The sequence below is a fragment of the Nocardia vulneris genome (assembly GCF_001613425.1).
GTDB lineage: Bacteria > Actinomycetota > Actinomycetes > Mycobacteriales > Mycobacteriaceae > Nocardia > Nocardia vulneris.
Genome location: NZ_BDCI01000059.1, coordinates 1 through 18,842 on the forward strand (window position 1 = coordinate 1; position 18,842 = coordinate 18,842).

18 protein-coding genes, 1 tRNA gene and 1 pseudogene are annotated in these 18,842 nt (G+C 69.1%); 15 read left to right on the plus strand and 5 right to left on the minus strand.

All coding sequences use genetic code 11. The features are described from left to right. From NVU01S_RS44700 to NVU01S_RS41560, 10 genes and pseudogenes are all read left to right on the plus strand, one after another. Positions 1-276, plus strand: a pseudogene (locus NVU01S_RS44700) (hypothetical protein); the annotation flags it as partial. Positions 277-362: 86 nt separating this feature from the next. Then, the gene (locus NVU01S_RS41520; RefSeq protein ID WP_156161891.1) at positions 363-1,316 is read left to right on the plus strand and encodes a hypothetical protein; all 954 of its coding nucleotides are present in this window, start codon (positions 363-365) and stop codon (positions 1,314-1,316) included. 59 nt (positions 1,317-1,375) lie between these two features. Continuing rightward, complete coding sequence (locus NVU01S_RS41525) at positions 1,376-2,194, plus strand: hypothetical protein (protein WP_043679130.1); 819 nt, start codon at positions 1,376-1,378, stop codon at positions 2,192-2,194. A 21-nt stretch (positions 2,195-2,215) separates the two neighbouring features. After that, positions 2,216-3,166 (plus strand): hypothetical protein, encoded by a 951-nt coding sequence (locus tag NVU01S_RS41530; protein ID WP_043679133.1) that lies wholly within the window; start codon positions 2,216-2,218, stop codon positions 3,164-3,166. 83 nt (positions 3,167-3,249) lie between these two features. Beyond that, positions 3,250-4,203, plus strand: a complete 954-nt coding sequence (locus NVU01S_RS41535) for a DUF2157 domain-containing protein (protein ID WP_043679137.1) — start codon at positions 3,250-3,252, stop codon at positions 4,201-4,203. Positions 4,204-4,319: 116 nt separating this feature from the next. Then, complete coding sequence (locus tag NVU01S_RS41540) at positions 4,320-5,819, plus strand: CoA-acylating methylmalonate-semialdehyde dehydrogenase (protein WP_043679140.1); 1,500 nt, start codon at positions 4,320-4,322, stop codon at positions 5,817-5,819. A gap of 1 nt (position 5,820) precedes the next feature. Next, positions 5,821-6,960, plus strand: coding sequence for an acyl-CoA dehydrogenase family protein (locus NVU01S_RS41545; protein ID WP_043679143.1), 1,140 nt, complete (start codon positions 5,821-5,823; stop codon positions 6,958-6,960). Continuing rightward, positions 6,957-8,024 carry an enoyl-CoA hydratase/isomerase family protein gene (locus NVU01S_RS41550; RefSeq protein ID WP_043679147.1) on the plus strand — a complete coding sequence of 356 codons (1,068 nt, stop codon included), beginning with the start codon at positions 6,957-6,959 and terminating at the stop codon, positions 8,022-8,024. Before NVU01S_RS41545 ends, NVU01S_RS41550 begins: the two co-directional genes overlap by 4 nt. Next, positions 8,017-8,910, plus strand: coding sequence for a 3-hydroxyisobutyrate dehydrogenase (gene mmsB, locus NVU01S_RS41555; protein ID WP_043679150.1), 894 nt, complete (start codon positions 8,017-8,019; stop codon positions 8,908-8,910). Before NVU01S_RS41550 ends, mmsB begins: the two co-directional genes overlap by 8 nt. After that, complete coding sequence (locus NVU01S_RS41560; protein WP_043679155.1) at positions 8,910-9,686, plus strand: enoyl-CoA hydratase; 777 nt, start codon at positions 8,910-8,912, stop codon at positions 9,684-9,686. The genes mmsB and NVU01S_RS41560 overlap by 1 nt, the downstream gene beginning before the upstream one ends. Before the next feature lie 102 nt (positions 9,687-9,788). On the opposite strand, the gene NVU01S_RS41565 is transcribed toward NVU01S_RS41560, so the two are convergent. Further along, the gene (locus NVU01S_RS41565) at positions 9,789-10,847 is read right to left on the minus strand and encodes an Hsp70 family protein (protein ID WP_043679158.1); all 1,059 of its coding nucleotides are present in this window, start codon (positions 10,845-10,847) and stop codon (positions 9,789-9,791) included. A gap of 126 nt (positions 10,848-10,973) precedes the next feature. Further along, positions 10,974-11,525: a MarR family winged helix-turn-helix transcriptional regulator gene (locus NVU01S_RS41570; protein WP_029902979.1), complete on the minus strand. Its 552-nt coding sequence runs from the start codon at positions 11,523-11,525 to the stop codon at positions 10,974-10,976. 150 nt (positions 11,526-11,675) lie between these two features. Here NVU01S_RS41570 and NVU01S_RS41575 point away from each other — a divergent pair. After that, a tRNA-Cys gene (locus NVU01S_RS41575) sits at positions 11,676-11,750 on the plus strand. A 119-nt stretch (positions 11,751-11,869) separates the two neighbouring features. Here NVU01S_RS41575 and NVU01S_RS41580 read toward each other — a convergent pair. Next, entirely contained in the window at positions 11,870-13,279 is a 1,410-nt protein-coding gene (locus tag NVU01S_RS41580) for a metallophosphoesterase (protein WP_043679161.1), read from the minus strand. 16 nt (positions 13,280-13,295) lie between these two features. Continuing rightward, complete coding sequence (locus tag NVU01S_RS41585) at positions 13,296-13,865, minus strand: Rv0361 family membrane protein (RefSeq protein WP_052281213.1); 570 nt, start codon at positions 13,863-13,865, stop codon at positions 13,296-13,298. Between the two features lie 282 nt (positions 13,866-14,147). Here NVU01S_RS41585 and NVU01S_RS41590 point away from each other — a divergent pair, with 282 nt between their 5' ends. The 4 genes from NVU01S_RS41590 (at position 14,148) to NVU01S_RS41605 (ending at position 18,090) form a co-directional block, all read left to right on the plus strand. Beyond that, entirely contained in the window at positions 14,148-14,504 is a 357-nt protein-coding gene (locus NVU01S_RS41590; RefSeq protein ID WP_043679164.1) for a hypothetical protein, read from the plus strand. A gap of 85 nt (positions 14,505-14,589) precedes the next feature. Further along, positions 14,590-15,408 carry a CPBP family intramembrane glutamic endopeptidase gene (locus NVU01S_RS41595; protein WP_244467478.1) on the plus strand — a complete coding sequence of 273 codons (819 nt, stop codon included), beginning with the start codon at positions 14,590-14,592 and terminating at the stop codon, positions 15,406-15,408. A gap of 90 nt (positions 15,409-15,498) precedes the next feature. Then, a complete protein-coding gene (locus NVU01S_RS41600; RefSeq protein WP_373864247.1) occupies positions 15,499-16,998 on the plus strand; it encodes a flavin-containing monooxygenase in 1,500 nt (499 codons plus the stop codon). An 81-nt stretch (positions 16,999-17,079) separates the two neighbouring features. Further along, the gene (locus tag NVU01S_RS41605; protein WP_043679171.1) at positions 17,080-18,090 is read left to right on the plus strand and encodes a hypothetical protein; all 1,011 of its coding nucleotides are present in this window, start codon (positions 17,080-17,082) and stop codon (positions 18,088-18,090) included. A gap of 7 nt (positions 18,091-18,097) precedes the next feature. On the opposite strand, the gene NVU01S_RS41610 is transcribed toward NVU01S_RS41605, so the two are convergent. After that, positions 18,098-18,781, minus strand: a complete 684-nt coding sequence (locus tag NVU01S_RS41610; protein WP_043679174.1) for a hypothetical protein — start codon at positions 18,779-18,781, stop codon at positions 18,098-18,100. Positions 18,782-18,842 lie beyond the last annotated feature (61 nt).

Below are 18,842 nucleotides of genomic sequence, written 5' to 3' on the forward strand. Positions count from 1 at the left end.
GCTCCGGCGGCGCCCGCGCCGCCCGCACCCGGTGCGCCAGCGCCGGCGGCACCGCCGGCGGAGGCCCCCGCGCCGCCCGCCGCTGCAGCCGTTCCGGTGGTGCACGGTGACACCCAGGCCGCGCGCACCGACCCGGTGCTGGCCAGCAAGACGGTCGCGGTACCGCGCGAGCGGGACACCCCGGCGTGGGTGGTGCCGACGCTGTTCGTCGCCGCGATCGTGGCGACCGCGGTGTTCACCAACGCGGACCGGATCGTCCGTCGGCAACGACAGTGACCGCCGTGTCGGGGCTGCCCGCCTATTCCGAGTTCGTCTCGAACCCGGAACCCGCACCCCCGCGGCCCCGGAAGCGATGGCCGTTCGTGGTTCTCGTGGTCCTCGGCGCGGTGCTGGTGCTGGCCCCGATCGTCACCGGCATGTTTCCGCGGGCGGTCAAGGGCGAGGCCATGATCGACGCGTTCGAGCCCTACATGACCCGCTCGAGCCTCGACGGCTATCAGCGTGATCTGCAGGTGCTGGCAGACGCGCGCACGAACGTGGTGACCTTGCAGCAGCGTGGGCAACAGCCGGGTACCTACGACCGGGTCGAGCAGTTCGTCCGGGACTATCCGGAGATTCGCGCGCACCTGTCCGGGATGATCGGCGCGATCGACGACAACCGGCAGAACTACGAAAAGCTCTCCTCGGTCATACCTTTCGGCACGCTGCCCTGGTTGCTGGCGCTACCGGGCGCGGTGCTCGTGGCGGCGGGAGTGTTCGGCTATCGGCGGGCCAAGGAGGGGGAGCGGGCGCTCGTCTGGCGCTCGCTGGCGGGACTCGCGGCACTCGGGCTGATCGCGACATCGGCGTTCGGCGGGTTGTTCGCGGCCGCTCCGGCGGGGCAGCCCCTGATCGATGATCTGCGCCCGATCCTCACCCATGACGAGGTCCGCCAGCTACAGAGCTACTTCGTCACGCTGGTGGCCGCGGACGGTGAGCTGAACAGCCGATACACCGGCGCGGTCCGGAACGCGCACCCCGACGCGGATCTCACCGGCATCACCACGCTGGAGGCGCAGTGGCAGCCGATGACCTCGCGCTTCGCGGCCCTGATCGGGGCGATGAACGACAACGTCCGCAACTTCGATGCTGTTGTCGCGCTGAACGAATCGACGCGCCCGGTGGGTTTCGGCGCGTTCCGCGGTCTCGGCTATTTCTACCTCGTACCCGGCGTACTCGCGCTCGCGCTGGCGGGCACGGGTGCGCGGCTACCGAGCGGACGGCGCGGCGGCGTAGCACCCGCGCCGTCGGATTCGCCTGGCGGTCGAGAGAAATGAGTATCCGTCACACAGTCGATCGACCGCACCGTGGTCGAAAGCTCAGGAGGCAAGCCGGTATGCGCCTACGAAAGACGTTCGCACTGGCGGCTTTTGCCGCGCTGGTGCTGCTGGTTCCGGGGTGTTCCGGTGGTGGCGACGACGATCCCGCGCCGAGCGGGCCCGAGCAGTTGGTCGGATTGCTGCGGTTCACACCGGGTTCGGTGTCGGGCGACGAGGTGTCAGGCACCTGGTTCCGGATGGTCCAGCCGGGCGGTACCCCGGAGAAGGGGCCCTATATGCCCAACGGTGATTCACCGGCCCAGGGCGGTTCGACCACGCTGCTCGAACCCGGCACGGCCGGTGGGCTGCGCATCGGCGGATATCAGAGCGAGCCGAACCCTGGCTTCGCGCAGGGTAATTCGCTGTCCGCTTCGATCACCAAGCCGACCAAGTTCTTCGCGGTCGAGTTCGGCATCTCGACCAACCCGGTGGACCCGCAGACCCAGCGCCGGGTGCCGCCGCCGACGGTGACCGACGACGGCGGCACCCTGACCGCCGACCTGTCGTCCTGGGCGGCCTCGTGGAACGACCAGGAGTTCAACCAGGGCGCGCCGAAGCCGCCGGAGAAGCAGGACGCCCAGGTCGCGGGCGCCGAGCAGGTGCAGAAGGTGTGGGACTGGGTCGCTAAGCAATGGTTCGACAAGCCCAAATCCGATGCTGCGCAGGGGCCGTCGGCGACCGGCAGCTATGACCGCAAGTCTCGCGAGTTCACCCTGCAATGGACCAGCTTGATCGTCGGCGGGCCGTTCAACGGTTTCACCGGCGTGTGGCATCTGGAGGGCGTGTTCGAACCCGACGCCGCCGCGCCGGCCGCGCCGGCGCCCTCGGCCAAATAGACATCGAAGGAGTTCCGCCCGATGAGTTCTCGCACGACGACCCGGCCCGCGCTCACCGTGGCCATCCGCGCGGTGGCCGCGCTGACCGTGATCGGCAGCGCCGTCGCGGTCACCGCGTTGACCGTTCGCACCGACGACGACGTCACCACCGTGGTGGTCACCCAGGAGCAGGCGGCCGCGGCCGCCCGGCACGCGGCACCGGTCACGCCCGCGCCCGCACCTGCGGCGGCAGCTCCGGCACCGGCCCCGCCGGGTCCGGCGGCGCCACCCGCGGCGGCACCCGCTGCCGCGGTCCCGCTGGGTTCGGGTGGTGTGCCCGCCGCGGTCGCGATCAACCCGGGCGCCGGAGCCCCCAATGCCGGTGCGGCCCCGAACAGTTCCGTGCCGCTCGGTACGGGCAACGCCCCCAATAGCTCGGTGCCCCTCGGTGCGGGCAACGCCCCGAACAGTTCGGTGCCGCTCGGCGCCGCCGATCCGTTCGCGTCCGCGCCGGTCGCGACCCAGCCGCCGTGCCCGCTCGGCTGGCCCGCCCCGAAACAGCAGGGCGGACTTGCCTCGCTGATCGGGCTCGCGCCGCTGGCCGGTCCGTTCTCCTCGGAGGCGTTCGCGCTCGGCTCGGTCTATCAGCCCATCCTGCAGCTGGCCGGTCCGGTGCTGGCCGAGATCGCGCCGGTGATCGCGCAGTACCAACCGGTGATCGACCCGATCATCACTCAGGTGCAAGGCGTAGAAGCCGTTGTCCTGCAAGCGATCCTGCCCTATTACGGGCCGTATCGCGGACAGCTGATCGCCGCCGAGGGCGAGCTGGCCAAGGTGCTGACCCCGATCCTCAACCGGGTCTACAACAGTGAGATCGCCTCCTGCTTCGTCGCGTGGCAGGGCCAGCTCATCGACCAGGCCAAGGGCGGCCGGATCACCGTCGCGTCGCTGGCGCACCCCGGCACCGTCGTGGAGCTCGGCCCGGAATCCTGAGGTACCGCCGCGTCCCTGACGCGCGAGGACGCGCTGTGCCGTGATCCGGCCTCGGCCCCGCGGAATCCGGACATAATGTGCGGATGGCGAAAGCCCGGCAGGCGGCCTTGCGGAGGCTGGTCACCGACGGCGTGCTGACCGAAGCGCAGTACGCCGCGGTCGTGGACGCGCTGGCGGCGCGGGAGCAGCGCCCGCCGGGCAAGGTGGTGGCCGAGATCGCCGCGTATATCGGCGCCGGGCTGGTGTTCGGCGGGATCGCCTTGGTGATCGGGTCGTCCTGGGACGATCTCGCGCGGGCCGGGCAGGTCGCGGTGTTGTTCGCGGTGTCGCTCGGGCTGGTGCTCGGCGCCGTGGCCGTGGTCGGCGGCCCCGCGCGGATGTTCGGCCGGGCCGAGTCCGGCTCGCGGGTGCGACTCGCGTCGGCCTTGCTCGCGCTCGCCGCCGGATCGGTGGCCGGGATGGTCGGGACCGCCCTGGACCACAGCTCCGCCGATGCCGGGACTTGGGCCGTGCTCGCCGGGTTGGTGACCGCGGCGCTCGGCTATATCGCCGTCCCGGCGGTGCTCGGCATGCTCGCCTGCGGGGTGTGCAGTGCCGCGGCGGTGCCCGGCCTGCTCGGTGATCTGGCGGGCGCCACCGATGTCTGGGTCGGGTTCGGCCTGCTCGCCGTGGCGGGAATCTGGTTCGCGCTCACCAGGTTCGGCGCCTTCGTCGAAACCTGGCTCGGCTACGCGATCGCGGTGGCGATCGCGTTGCTCGGCGCGGTGGTCGTCGAAGCGGACGGCAGGCCGTGGGCGTTCCTGCTGAGTGTGCTGGTGGCCGGCGTCTGTTTCGGGCTGTTCGCGCAGCGGCGCTCGACGGTGCTGGTGGTCGGCGGCGCGCTCGCGGTCGCGCTCGCGGCGGGCCAGGCGGTCACCGAACTGACCGACAACCCGCTAACTGTCGCAGTGACCGTGCTTGCGATCGGCGCCCTGATCCTGGGCGGCGGCGCATTCCTGCTCACCCGTGGTCCGAAGTCCGAGCCGCCCGCGGCCTGAGCGAGCGCTCGACCGGGTGGGGTTCGTCACACTCCGCAAAAGCATGGACGTCCAACTATAGGATGACCGCATACCGCACGCGCGGTGTCATGGTCGGCTACCAGGACAGGACTGGCATGGTTCGCGAACTCACTCACTTCATCGGCGGGCAACACGTAGCGGGCACCTCCGGCAAGTTCGGCGATGTCTACGACCCGAACCTCGGTCAGGTGCAGGCCAGGGTGCCGCTGGCGAGCAAGGACGAGGTCGCCGCGGTCGTCGCGAACGCCGAAGCGGCGCAACGGGTGTGGGCCGCGTTCAATCCGCAGAAGCGGGCCAGGGTGCTGATGAAGTTCCTGACCCTGGTGCAGGACGACATGGACAACCTGGCCGCGCTGCTCTCCTCGGAGCACGGCAAGACCATCGCCGACGCGAAGGGCGACATCCAGCGCGGTCTCGAGGTCATCGAGTTCGCGACCGGTATCCCGCACCTGCTCAAGGGCGAGTACACCGAGAGCGCGGGCACCGGCATCGACGTCTACTCGATGCGTCAGCCGCTCGGCGTCGTCGCGGGCATCACGCCGTTCAACTTCCCGGCGATGATCCCGCTGTGGAAGGCGGGCCCGGCGCTGGCCACCGGCAACGCGTTCGTGCTCAAGCCCTCCGAGCGTGATCCGTCGGTGCCGCTGCGGCTGGCCGAGCTGTTCCTCGAGGCGGGGCTGCCCGCGGGGGTGTTCAATGTCGTCAACGGCGACAAGGAGGCGGTCGACGCGCTGCTGCACGATCCGCGGATCAAGGCCGTCGGCTTCGTCGGCTCCACGCCGATCGCCCAGTACATCTACGAGACCGCGACCGCGAACGGCAAGCGCGCCCAGTGCTTCGGCGGCGCGAAGAACCACGCGATCGTCATGCCGGACGCCGACCTCGACGACGTCGCGGACCAATTGATCGGCGCCGGTTACGGTTCCGCGGGCGAGCGCTGCATGGCCATCTCGGTTGCGGTGCCGGTCGGGCAGGAGACCGCGGATCGCCTGCTCGCCAAGCTCACCGAGCGGGTGCACAAGCTCAACATCGGGCGGTCCGACGATCCGGGCGCCGACTACGGCCCGCTGGTCGGCAAGGACGGCGTGGACCGGGTGAACAACTACGTCCAGATCGGCATCGATGAGGGGGCCGAGCTGGTGGTCGACGGGCGCGGCGTGACCGTTCCCGGCGCCGAGGACGGATACTTCGTCGGCGCGACGCTGTTCGACAACGTGACGCCGGAGATGCGGATCTACCAGGAAGAGATCTTCGGTCCGGTGCTGAGCGTGGTGCGCGCCAAGGACTACGAAGAGGGTCTGCGGCTGGCCAACGAACACGAATACGGTAACGGCGTAGCGATTTTCACTCGCGACGGCGACACCGCCCGCGATTTCGCCGCCCGCGTGCAGGTCGGCATGGTCGGCATCAATGTGCCGATCCCGGTGCCGATCGCGTACTACACCTTCGGCGGGTGGAAGCGTTCCGGCTTCGGCGACCTGAACCAGCACGGCCCGGACTCGATCCGCTTCTACACCAAGACCAAGACCGTCACGCAGCGCTGGCCTTCGGGTTTGAAGGAGAGCAACGCCTTCGTGATTCCCACGATGGACTGACATGTTCATCCTCGACGACGACGAGAAGGCGATCCGCGACACCGCGCGCGGCTTCGCCGACGAGTTCCTCGCGCCGAACGCGCTGGAATGGGATGAGCAGAAGCACTTTCCGATCGACGTGCTGCGCAAGGCGGGCCCGCTCGGCCTGGGCGGTATCTACGTGCGCGAGGACGTGGGCGGTTCGGGGCTGCGCAGGCTCGACGCCGTGCGGATCTTCGAGCAGCTCGCGACGGGGTGCCCGGCTATCGCCGCCTATATCTCCATCCACAACATGGCGACCTGGATGATCGACCGCTACGGCGATGCCGCACAGCGTGATCGGTGGCTGCCGCGGTTGACCTCGATGGAGCTGCTGGCCAGCTACGCGCTGACCGAACCGGGCGTCGGCTCGGACGCGGCGGCCTTGAGCACCAAGGCCGTTCGCGACGGTGACGACTACATCTTCAACGGCGCAAAGCAATTCATCTCCGGCGCGGGTGCCACGGATGTCTACGTGGTGATGGCGCGGACCGGCGCCGACGGGGCACGCGGTATCTCGGCGTTCATCGTGCCCGCCGAGACGCCCGGAGTTTCCTTCGGCGCCAACGAGAAGAAGATGGGCTGGAACGCTCAGCCCACCCGTCAGGTGATCTTCGAGGACGCCAGGGTGCCCGCGGCGAACCTGCTCGGCGCCGAGGGCGACGGCTTCCGGATCGCCATGAACGGCCTCAACGGGGGGCGGCTGAACATCGCCGCCTGCTCGGTCGGCGGCGCCCAGGCGGCACTGGACAAGACGGTGCCGTATCTGGCCGAGCGGCACGCGTTCGGCAAGCCGCTGCTGAAGAACGACGCGCTCCGATTCCAACTCGCCGATATGCGCACCGAATTGGAGGCGGCCCGCACCCTGCTGTGGCGGGCGGCGGCCGCGCTCGACGCGGACGCGCCGGACAAGGTCGAGCTGTGCGCCATGGCGAAGCGGTTCGCCACCGACACCGGTTTCGAGGTGGCCAACAAGGCGCTGCAACTGCACGGCGGCTACGGCTACCTGGCCGAATACGGTGTGGAGAAGATTGTCCGGGATCTGCGGGTACACCAGATCCTGGAAGGGACCAACGAGATCATGCGGGTGGTCGTCGCCCGTGCGGTGGAAGGAGCGGCATGACCGACGCGGCTGAGCCCGAGGTCCGCATCGAGCAGCAGGACGGCCTGGGACTGATCACCCTGAACCGGCCCAAAGCCATCAACGCGCTGAATCATTCGATGACACTGGCGATCACCGAGGCGTTGCGCGCCTGGGCGGACGACGACGCCGTGCGGACCGTCGTGCTCACCGGGGCGGGGGAGCGCGGTCTGTGCGCGGGCGGCGATATCGTCGCGATCCACACCGACGCCACCGGCGGTGCGGTCGGCCCCGATTCGCCGACCGGGCGATTCTGGCGGGACGAATACCTGCTCAACGCGCTGATCGGCCGGTACCCGAAGCCCTACGTGGTGGTGATGGACGGCATCGTGATGGGCGGCGGGGTCGGGCTGTCCGGCCACGGCAGCCACCGCATCGTGACCGAGCGGTCCAAGATCGGCATGCCCGAGGTGGGCATCGGGTTCGTGCCCGATGTCGGCGGTACCTACCTGCTCGCGCGCAGCCCCGGCGAGATCGGCACGCACGTCGCGCTGACCACCGCGCGGATGGACGCGGGCGACGCGATCGCGGCGGGCTTCGCCGACTACTTCGTCGCCACCGAACACCTGCCCGCGCTGCTGGAGACGTTGCGCACCGAGGCGGTCGAGGTCGCGATCGCCAAATTCGCCACGGGCGCACCGGAATCCGGCCTGCTCGCGCAGCGCGGGTGGATCGACGCCTGCTATGGCGCGGACACCGTCGAGGAGATCGTCGCGCGGCTCCAGGCGCACGAGGCGCCGCAAGCAGGCCGGGCCGCGGCCGACATTCTCACGAAATCGCCTGTCGCGCTGAAGGTCGCGTTACGGTCGTTGCGGTCGGCGGGTGCCGCGCCGAGCCTGGAGGTGGTGCTGAACGAGGAGTATCGGGTCTCCATCGCGGCCCTGGCCTCGCACGACCTGGTAGAGGGCATCCGCGCGCAAGTGATCGACAAGGACCGTGCCCCGCAGTGGTCGCCGGCGACCCTCGCCGACGTCAGCGCCGCGCAGGTCGACGCATACTTCGCCGAATTGGGCGATCAGGAACTGGGTTTGGTGAGCAATGACTGAAAAGATCGGATTCCTCGGGCTCGGCCACATGGGTGCGCCGATGGCGGCGAACCTGGTGAAAGCCGGCTACGAGGTACTGGCCTACGACCCGGTACCCGCCGCGCGGGAGCAGGCCGCGAAAGACGGCGCGACCGTCGTCGCCACCGCCGTCGAGGCGGCGGAGGCGGGCGTGGTGATCACCATGCTGCCGAACGGGCGGCTGGTGCTCGACGTGTACGCGGAGATCCTGCCCGCCGCGAAGCCGGGCACCCTGTTCATCGACTGTTCGACGATCGATGTGGCCGACGCGAAGTCCGCGGCCGTCCTCGCCATCGGCGCAGGGCACCGGGCGCTGGACGCCCCGGTTTCCGGCGGCGTCGCCGGTGCGGCCGCGGGCACCCTCACCTTCATGGTCGGCGGTGCCGCGGACGATTTCGCCACCGCGTTGCCGGTGCTCGAGGTGATGGGCGGCAAGGTCGTGCACTGCGGCGGCTCCGGAGTCGGGCAGGCCGCCAAGATCTGCAACAACATGCTGCTCGGCATCTCGATGATCGGCCTGTCCGAGGCCCTGGTGCTCGGTGAGCAGCTGGGCCTGACCCACCAGTCCTTCTTCGACGTCGTCTCCACCGCATCCGGCCAGAGCTGGGCCCTGACCTCCTACTGCCCGGTCCCCGGCCCGGTGCCGACCAGCCCGGCCAACAACGACTACCGGCCCGGTTTCGCCACCGCGCTGATGAACAAGGATCTCGGCCTCGCCGCGAACGCGCTGCGCGAGAACGGCATCGAGGGCCGGCTCGGCCTGCTCGCCGCCGAGATCTACGACCGGTTCAACCAGTCGTCGGGCGACCTGGACTTCTCCGCTATCGTCACCGATATTCGTAGCCGTTCTGAGCGAGAAGGTGCCTAGTGAGCGATTTCGAGACGATTCTGCTGGAGCGCAAGGGGCGGGTCGGCTGGATCACGTTGAACCGGCCGAAGGCGCTCAACGCGTTGAACGCGCAAGTCCTCGACGATGTCATCGCCGCGCTGGACGAGCTCGAGCGTGACGAGGAGATCGGGGCGGTCGTCATCACCGGATCGGAGCGCGCCTTCGCGGCGGGCGCCGATATCAAGGAGATGCAGCCCAAGTCGTACATGGACATGTTCCTCAACGACTACTTCGCCCGCTGGGATCGGCTCGCGGAGTTCCGCAAGCCGACCATCGCGGCGGTCGCCGGGTACGCCCTGGGCGGCGGCTGTGAGCTGGCGATGATCTGCGACATCCTGATCGCAGCCGATACCGCCAAGTTCGGGCAGCCGGAGATCAAGCTCGGTGTCATCCCCGGTATCGGCGGCTCGCAGCGGCTGACCCGCGCGGTCGGCAAGGCCAAGGCGATGGATCTGGTGCTCACCGGGCGCAATATGGACGCCGAAGAGGCCGAGCGGGCCGGCCTGGTGTCGCGCATCGTGCCGGCCGCCGAGCTGCTGGACACCGCGCTCGAGGTCGCCGAGACGATCGCGTCGATGTCGTTGCCGGTCACCATGATTGCGAAGGAGGCAGTCAACCGCTCCTTCGAAACCACCCTCGCGGAAGGCCTGCGCTTCGAGCGTCGCGTCTTCCATTCGCTGTTCGCCATCGAGGATCAGAAGGAAGGCATGACCGCCTTCGTCGAGAAGCGCCCCGCGAAGTTCACCAACCGCTGATCGGTCGTCCGCCTGCCCGCGATCCGGGTGGGCGGACCGTGGTCCGGACAGAATGCCTGTCCACTTAGCGGGTTCCGGACCGGCCGTGTTCTCGGGCTCCGGTCAGCCGAAGGTGGACGGTGACGGCCCGATGATCTCCGCGGGGGTCGGGGTGGTGCCGTCGCTCGGTTCGGCCGAACTCCGGTCCATGGCAAGGATTCCCGCGATGGTCGCGCCGAGCGCCGCGGTGACCGCGACGGCGGCGATGAGCTTGCGGCGGTCGACCGGGCCGTGCACCAGCGACGCGGACAGGGCCGCGCCCGTGCGCGCCCGCGCCATCCGCACCTCGCCACCGTGGCGCTCGGCCGCCAGCAGCACCGCGCCGCGGGCCGAGACGTAATCCGGTTCGGGGTCGTAGATGATCGGCAGGTCGATCAGCTCGGCCAGCTCGTCGCGGATGTTCGGGTTGCGGGTGCAGCCGCCGAGCAGCACCAGCGCCTCGGGCTGGACCCCGCTCTCCTCGATCAACTGGCGCACGAACGACGCCGAGTGGTGGATGCTCGCCGAGCACAGCTCCGCCAGGTCGCTGCGGGTCACCACCTCGCGGCCGCCGGAGATCGGGTCGATCGCGGTGACCACCCGCTCGCTGCTCAACGCCTCCCGATGCCTGCGGCTGGTGAGCTTGTCGGTGAGCACGCCGCCGCGGGCGAGTTGCCAGCGCAGCAGCGCGTCGTAGCCGTCACCGCCGAGCACGGTGCTGCGCTTGCCCGCCAGGATGGTGTCGGTGCGGCAATCGGCGTGGGTGATGGTGAGGCCGGAACTGCCGAGGTCGTAGAGCAGAACCGAGCCGCTGTCCGGCAGTTGCCCGGTGAACCGGAGATAGCGCAGCTGGGCCAGCGGTTCGTCGACGATGGTGAGCCCGCTGCGGCCCGCGCTGGCCCGGATGGCCTCGGAGTGCATGGTGCAGCGGCAGGTCACGGCCGTGCCGGTGACCAGCTCGTCGCGCCGATCGGCGGCGCCGCGCATCTGCCGGATGGCCTCGAGCACCGGCTCGTCGATGCCGCCGCCGGGGCGGCGCAGTACCTGGCAACGATCGATGGGCGGGAGGTGTGGCTGATCGGAATGCGTCAGCATCGCGCGTGCGCCACCAGCGCCCGCCGATACCCCCAAGACCAGCACCATGATTTACATGGTGGACCTTTTCCGCGCCGCTGCCAAGGCGACAGGGCGAGAAATTCGCTAGTTGGATGCCGGACCGTTACTGCACCGCCAAGTGCGGGGTGTATTGGACCGTCCAGTTGTGTCCGGTTATTCCGGTCCAGTCGCGGACCAGTGCGCCTGCGCCGCGCCGGTGTCGAAGTCGCCCGCGGCATGTCGGAATTCCGCGAGCAATTGGAGCAGGGTGTGCAGCCGATCGGGTGCCAGGCCGGGCAGCGCGAATACTCTGGTGTTCAGTTCCTCGGTCGCCTGCGCGACCAATTCCCTTCCGGCGGCGGTGATCTCGATGAGCGTGGCACGCCGGTCGGTGGGGTGCGGCACCCGCTCGACCAGCTGCGCCGCCTCCAGGCGATCGACGGTGTTGGTGACGCTGGTGGGGTGCACCTGCAGGCGCGCGCTGGCCTTCGCCATCGGCAGCGCACCGGTCTTGCTGAAGCTCAGCAGCATCAGCAATTCGTAGCGAGAGAAGGTCAAACCGGTTGGTTTCAGCGCCTCGTCCACCCGCGCCATGACGATTTGCTGGGCTCGAACCAGCGAGGTCACCGCGGCCATACCGTCGGCGACATCCCCCCAGCCGTGGTCGACCCATTGGCGATGGGCCTCCTCGATCGGGTCGAGCGGCAGGGGACGTGGCCGAGACATGCCCTGATCATTCCATGGGGCCGGGTGGTGATCGGGGACATCCACGGGCACTGTGGATCACAGTGCTCTTCGAACCAGACCTTGCTCTTCGAATCAGACTGAGCGCAAGGGTGTGGCCGGAGACCCGCGCCCGGCACTATCGATCACGAGGCGGGCGTGGCTGAGTGGTTGAGGCAACGGTCTGCAAAGCCGTTTACGCGGGTTCAATTCCCGCCGCTCGCTCCAAGCAGGGCTCGAGGTCGTCGATCGAGCGGCGCTCGGCGCGGTGTACGCCACCGCCGCGCCGAGCAGCTCGGGCCGGGCTCATTGCCCGGCGGCCGGTGGGCGCGGGCTGTTCCGGCGAATCAGCCGAGGCCCGAGAAATCGCGCAGCACAACGTGATTGCGGTCGGCGGTGGTGCCGAGGGTGTAATCCGGCAGCAGGCCGAAGTATTCGCCCCGGGTGGTCGCGCTCCAGCGGCGCGCGGCCGCGGTCCGCGTCTTGTAGAAGTTCACCATGTAACCGCCCTCGTACAGGCGCAGCAGGCTGTAGCCGCCCGGATATTCCTTGACCGCAGCCACTTCCAGGAATTCGACGGCGCACCCGGTATCCGGGCGGGTCCGGCGATTGCGGTGGGTGTGGCCGCTGTGGTGCAGGAAGACGCCCGGCGTGCGCTCGTAGCTCGCTTGGAGTTCGGCGCTGTCCCGGCCGTTCAACACGAACCCCGGACCCGCCAGATTGGTGTAGCCGGACTCCTTGGTGACCGGATGGTGGCTGAACACCAGTGTCGGCCGGTCCGGGTCGGCCCGCAGCCGCTCGGTGAACAGGTCGAACTGCGGTCGGTCGATGGTGCCACCGGAGCCGTCGAGTTCGCTGGTGTCCAGGCCGAGCACGCGCAGTCCGCCGAGCTCGTGCTCCACGAGTTGCTGGCGGGGGGTGAACGTCTCGGCCCAGCAGTCGTGGTGCTCGGCCGGCGCCGGGGCGCAGCTCGCATAGTCCGGTCCGGTGTGCGGCCGATCGTGGTTGCCGCGGACAACCAGGTAGTCGGTGCCCAGCGCGCCCCAGGCGTCGAGCTGTGCGCGGACCGCGCGCGAATCTGCAAGGGACGCTTCGTCGGTGAGATCGCCCGCGATCAGCAGGTGCGCGGCGCCCCGGTCGGGCCTGCGCAGGTCGTCGAGCAGCGCGGCCAGCATTGCCTCGGGATACGGCGGCACGTCCTGGCGGAAGCCGGGCGGCAGACCCGCGACGAGCAGGCCGCTGACCTCCTCGCCGTAGTGGATGTCGTTGGCCAGGGCGATGGTTCGCAGCCGACGTCCGGGCGGCGGCGTCAATGTGGTGAATTCGCCGGTGATCTCTGGGGTGCCGGGGCTCAGGGTCGTCAACGAGAGTGCCGGGATCGCGCGAACACCGTTGGACCAGGCCTCGAATCGGTACGCGCGGCCGGGCTCCAGACCGTCCACTTCGGCGTAGTGGAACGGCGTCGGCTCCGGGTCGGACCACATCGGAACCGGTGCGCGGGGCGAATCCGCCGGTGCGAGACGTACTTCCGCGTCCGCGGGGACCGGGACGAGCCGCCCCGCGGCGTCCGATGTCAGCGTCGTCCAGGTCACGATCACCGTCCGATCGGTGATCGTGACCACCTCCAGATCGGTGGCGAGAATCGGATTCGATTGGGCCTGAGCCGAACCCGCCCGCGCAGCGCCGACCACCGGCAGCAGTGCCGCCAGGCCCAGCGCGCCGAGCAGGGTGCGCCGGGACGGCCCGCAGCACGTCATGCGGGGCCGCGGCTCGTCAGTTGCGGCCGGAGCCCGCGGAGCAGACCTTCCACTTGCCGTCTTCCTTCTTCAGGTGCTCGGTGGTGCTGGTATCGGTGTCCGGCTCCTCGCCGGGCAGCTCCAGGGTGAGCTTGCCGGTGATCCGTGCGGTCGCCAGCTCGCCATCGATCTTGATGTCATCGATCTTATCGATGCTGACCGATACCGCGGCGGTGTCGAATTCCTGTTTCTGTTCGGCGGGCAGCGCGTCGAACTCGGCGCGGTCGGCCGCGCACGCTTTGGCCGCGGCCGCCGGGAAGCCCTTCTTTTCCAGCGTGTCGTAGAAGTCGTGGATGGCCGACTCGATCCGTTGCGCGTCGGAGGCGAACGGCCCCTTGCCCTGTGCCGTCAGCACCGCCCCGATCACCACCACGCCGCCGAGGGCCAGCAACACCACCGCGATCAATCCGATGACGAGGCCGACCTTGCTTTTCCGGGAGGGCTGCCGCGCGCCGGGTGGCCCCGGCGCAGGCGTCGCGGCCTGCGGATAGTGCGGCGGCGGGTAGCCGGTGGGCTGGTCGGGCTGGTGCGGATTCGGATAAGTCATCGTCTCGTCCTCCGTCGGCCCCCCTGGTTCCTGGAAGGTTACGGCAACCGGAGGTCGGGGCGAGTGAAAAGGGACGCCGACCGGTGTATCGAGCGCGGGCCCGGGCATGTCGTCGGCCGACTCGCTGATGTGTCATCGATCACGAGGTCGTGCGGTTCCGATTAGAGCATCCCGCGCGGGGTTAACCATGGGGGGAGGATGGTGCCGGTCCGCCGGCGCCCCGCCTATATTGACCGAGCGGGGGATCGACGCTCATCTTCGTTCGTGCAGAGGGAGATTCGGATGCGCAGGGTGCTCTTCATCGGTGCAGGCGCCGGGATCGGCCTGCTGGCCGCCGCCGGCCTCGCGGGCGCCGATCCAGGGCAAGGTGCGGTGCAGGTCCGGGCGACGACCGGGACCGATCAACTCGCCGTCGCGGGAGTCGAGGTCGGCATCGCGCCCTGCGGTGCCGCGCCCGCCCCCACCGCGCTGACCACCGGACCCGACGGGATCGTGCGCGCCGACCTGACGCCCGGCTGCTATCAGGTGCGAGTCACCGCACCGCCGTCCGGCTGTTCGGTCCGCGGCGTGGAGTACGTCCAGATGATCGTCTTACCGGGCGTCACCCAAACCGCGCCGTTCCAATTCAGCTGCGCCTGAAGAATTCGTTCCACGCGATCGGGTTCGCGTCTACTCCCACTTTCGTAGGACGCGCTGTGTTCGTTAGGCGGGATACGGTCGCGGGGTGCGGATTTCCGGTGCAGAATTGCGGGCGCGTCCCGCTCTGGTCGCCAGAGCGGGGATTGTTTTCGTCGCGGTGACGGTGTGGTGGTTGGTGCTGTACCACCTGGTGTCGCCCGCGGGGGAGTACACCCGTTCGGCGCACATCGTGCGCGCGGTGGGCGCGGCGGTGTTCACCGTGCCATTCATTCTGCTCGCTCGAAAGTTTCTCGACCGCAGGCGCATTGCCGAATTGGGATTCTCCTCGGTCGGCCGCGGTGGTCGCGCGTTTCTCGTCGGTGTCGCGTGCTGGGGAATTCCGGCTTGGTCGGCGATGGCCGTGATGTTGTGGCTCGGGTGGGCGGATATCACTGTGCGGGAGTCGTTTCCGCGCACGGTGCTGGCACTGCTCGGCCTGCTCGTACTGGTGCTTCTGTACGAGGCGATTCCGGAAGAACTCATCTTTCGCGGATACTTCTTCGCCAATCTGAACGAACGGTGGTCCGCCGCAGGCGCGGTCGTCGGTCAGGCGCTGCTGTTCACGGCGTGGGGTGTGCTCATCGGCGCCGCGGGCTCGGTGGGGCGAGCCGTGCTCTTCTTCAGCTTTTCCCTCGTGCTCGGCGTGCTGCGGTCGGTGACCGGAAACATCATGGCCTGCATGGGCTTCCATGCCGCGTTCCAGGTGACCACCCAGTTCCTCGCGAGCAAGTGGAACTATCTCGAACTGCGCGACCCCGATCTGTCCGTGCAGGGTCTGGCCTTCGTCATCCTTCCCTTCCTGGCCACCCCGCTCGTCCTGTGGTGGTACCGCAGGGGTCGGCGCGCCGTGCCCGCGGCCAGCTAGCCTGCCGTTCGCCACTCCATTGACATGCTGCCGGATTCACAATACCGTCAGTATTCGAATACCGAGGGTATCCGACAAAGGAGTTGGGCAGTGCGTGAGCGTTCGGCAGGGGACAGTGGGGCAGCGGTGACCGCGCCGCGCGCACCGCGGGTCGTGATCATCGGTGCCGGCGTCTCCGGCATTGCCAGCGCGATCACTTTGCAGCGCAACGGGATCGATGATTTCGTGATCCTGGAGAAGGGGGCCGATGTCGGCGGTGTGTGGCATTGGAACCACTATCCCGGGCTGACCTGCGATGTCCCGTCACAGCTGTATCAGTTCGGCTTCGCCCCGAAACCGGACTGGTCGCAGGTCTTTGCGCCCGGCCCGGAAATCCAGCGCTACCTCGCCGACGTTGTCGATCGGTTCGGCCTTCGGCCGCACGTACGCACGAATGCCGAGGTCACGGCGGCAACCTTCACCGGATCGGGCTGGCGGGTCGAGACCGGCGACGGGAACAGCTACGAGGCCGATTTCGTGATCGCCGCGACCGGCGTGCTGCACCATCCGGCCACCCCCGAGCTGCCCGGCCTGGCCGAGTTCACCGGCGCCGTGCTGCACACGGCGCGCTGGGACGATTCGGTGCCTACCGACGGCAAGCGCATCGCCGTCATCGGCACCGGATCGACCGGCGTGCAGGTGGTTTCGGCGCTGCAGCCGAAGGCGCGCCGACTCGTCCATTTCGTCCGTAGTCCGCAGTGGGTGATCTGGGCGCCGATGCGGCTGCCGCAACCCGCCGTCGTCGGCGCGGTGCTGGACCGGCTCCCGCAGGTCAATCGCGCGCTGTACCGCGCGGGCATGACCGGCGCGAAGTTGTTCACCGACGTGGTCACGCGGCCGAGCTGGCGACGCCGGGCGGTGCAGGAGTACGCGCGATTGAGCCTGCGGGTCCAGGTGCGCGACCCGCGACTGCGTGCGCAGCTCACCCCGGACTATCAGCCGCTGTGCAAGCGACAAGTGTTGTCCGGCAGCTACTATCGCGCGCTGCACGCCCGCAACGCCGAACTGGTCACCGACACGATCGCGGCCGTGACCCCCACCGGCATTCGCACCGCCGACGGCACCGAGCACGAATTCGACATGATCGTACTGGCCACCGGCTTCCAGGCGCACAACTACATGCGGCCGATGAATTTGGCCGGCCGCGACGGAATCGCGATCGACGACGCGTGGGTGAAGGGCCCGCGGGCCTATCGGATGACCGCCGTCCCGGGCTTCCCCAATCTGTTCACGGTGCTCGGACCGAACTCGCCGACCGGTTCCATTCCGCTGCACCACGCGGCCGAGGTCACCGCCCGCTATATCGTCGCGTGGATCAACCGTTGGCGGACAGGCGAATTCGACACCGTCGAGGTGACCGAAGCCGCCACCGCCCGATTCGAAGCCGAGGTCGGCAAGGCGTTGGAGCCCACGGTCTGGAACACCGGGTGCAATTCCTGGTACTTCACCGAAGGCGGCCACATCGATCTGCTGCCGTTCGACCGCGCCACCATGGAGGCGCTGCTCGCCACCCCCGACGATCGCGATTTCCACCTGCGCAAGGCTTCCTGAGCCCGCCGCCGCTGCCGGGAATCGGGCGCGGTCGGGGTGCGCGCGCGGCATCGCGGTTTTCGATCTCGCTAGGCTCTGGGCATGCGGGTACCAGGGGCGTGGGTGGCGGTCGATGTCCTCACGACTCGACTGCGGCGGGAAGCGCGGGTCGCGCGCGACGGAGCGGGTTCGCGACTGGGCCGCAGCGACATCATGGTGCACTCGGCCGCGGGCGAGCGCGTGGCACGGGTGTTGACGCGCTGTGCGAGCACGCTCGGGTTCGACGTCGAGGGCGAGCGGCTGTGGGCCGATATGGTCGCCGACCTCTTCGACGGACCGTACGACGACCGCACCGCCGACGAAGCCGGGATGGCATTGCGTGCGCACTGGGTGAAGGCGCCCGATGGCATGCCGCTCGGCTTGGTGCTGTGGCTCGCGCCGGGGCCGGTCCTGCCGCGCCCGGTCTACAACAGCTGGATCCTGGATCTGGACGCCGTCACCACCAGCAGCGCCGGCGACGATCTGGCGATGCTCGGCACCGACCGGCAGGCCGGCGAACCGCGCCCCATCCGCGATCTGCTCCGGTTCGCCAACGCCGACGACGTACCGCGCTTCCTCGCGCTGTACTGGGATGCGGCGACCGGTACCAAAGGGCTTACCGCCGAAGCGATCTGGTCGATCAACCCGCCCGGCGCCCCCGGCTGGGTGCATTTCTGGAGCGCCGCCCACCCCGGCATCGGTCCCACCGCACGATCCGTCTACGGCATGAGTTTGCAACTGGTCCGCCGCCCCGAGCCGGTGGTCGCGACGTTGCGGCACATCGTCCAGTTCACTCGGCACACGCTGATCCTGGTCGACGCCGAACGCCGGATCACGCTGCACACCGAAGGGGTGCTGCGCGAGGAACTGCGCGACAGCAATATCGTCGAACTACTGGAAGACCTGCAGATCGCCCGGATCGTTTCGGGGTCGCAGACCAGCGTCGAAGCCACCGTGACGATCAACGACCGCCGGTACGAGGCCACCGCGTGGCCCCTGCCGAGCGTGCAGTCCAAGCCCGTGCAACCCGCCGCGATCGTGCTCCGGCCGGTCGAAGAGGGTGCGGTGAGCTGAGCGCGGCTCACCCGCGGCGGCGTGGCTGCCGCGCGGTCCAGAACACGGTCTGCCCGACCCGGGTGATCGACACCTCCGACCATGAGCGGCCCAGGGCATAACGCAGCCCGTCCTCCGCGCCGCGCGCTTCGTCGAACAGCGGGAGTGCCGGGAAATACGCGGCGAGGGTCAGATCGAGGATTGTCGAGGGGGCCGCGAGAGTGATCGCGCCGAAGAAAATTCCGTTCGCGCCGGTGGTGTCGGCGACCCGTTGGAACGCACATCCCTTTTCCGCCCAGGTGACCGGCAGGCAATTGGTCAGCAAGCTCGCCCCGATCGAATTCGAGCGGTGGCTCAGCGGCAACTCCCGCAGCATCGTTCCGTAATGTGCGCGGCTCTCGGTGCCGCGTTTCAGCAGCCGGCGGGCGGCCGCTTCCAGCGCGGGCACGGTCCGGTCGCCGAGTTCGACCAGTCGATTCCGGTCGCCGCCGACCGGCACGCGGCCGAGGACATTCCCGGCGTGCGGGTCGAGATCGAGGCGCACCGCGAACGAGGGCCGCCCGTGCTGATCCAAGAGATGCGTTGTCTCACAACGCCATACGGCCTCGTCATGGATCCCGAGCACGATGTGATCGAAGAAGTGCAGGCGCGCGGGCGTATCCGGGGTGGTGCCGTCGAGTTCTGCTCGGCCGATGCGGCTGACCTGATCCATCAACTGGACTCCAGAAGACACCGGGGCAGCCGGGAGCGCGGCCCCGTTCCAACGGGGGATC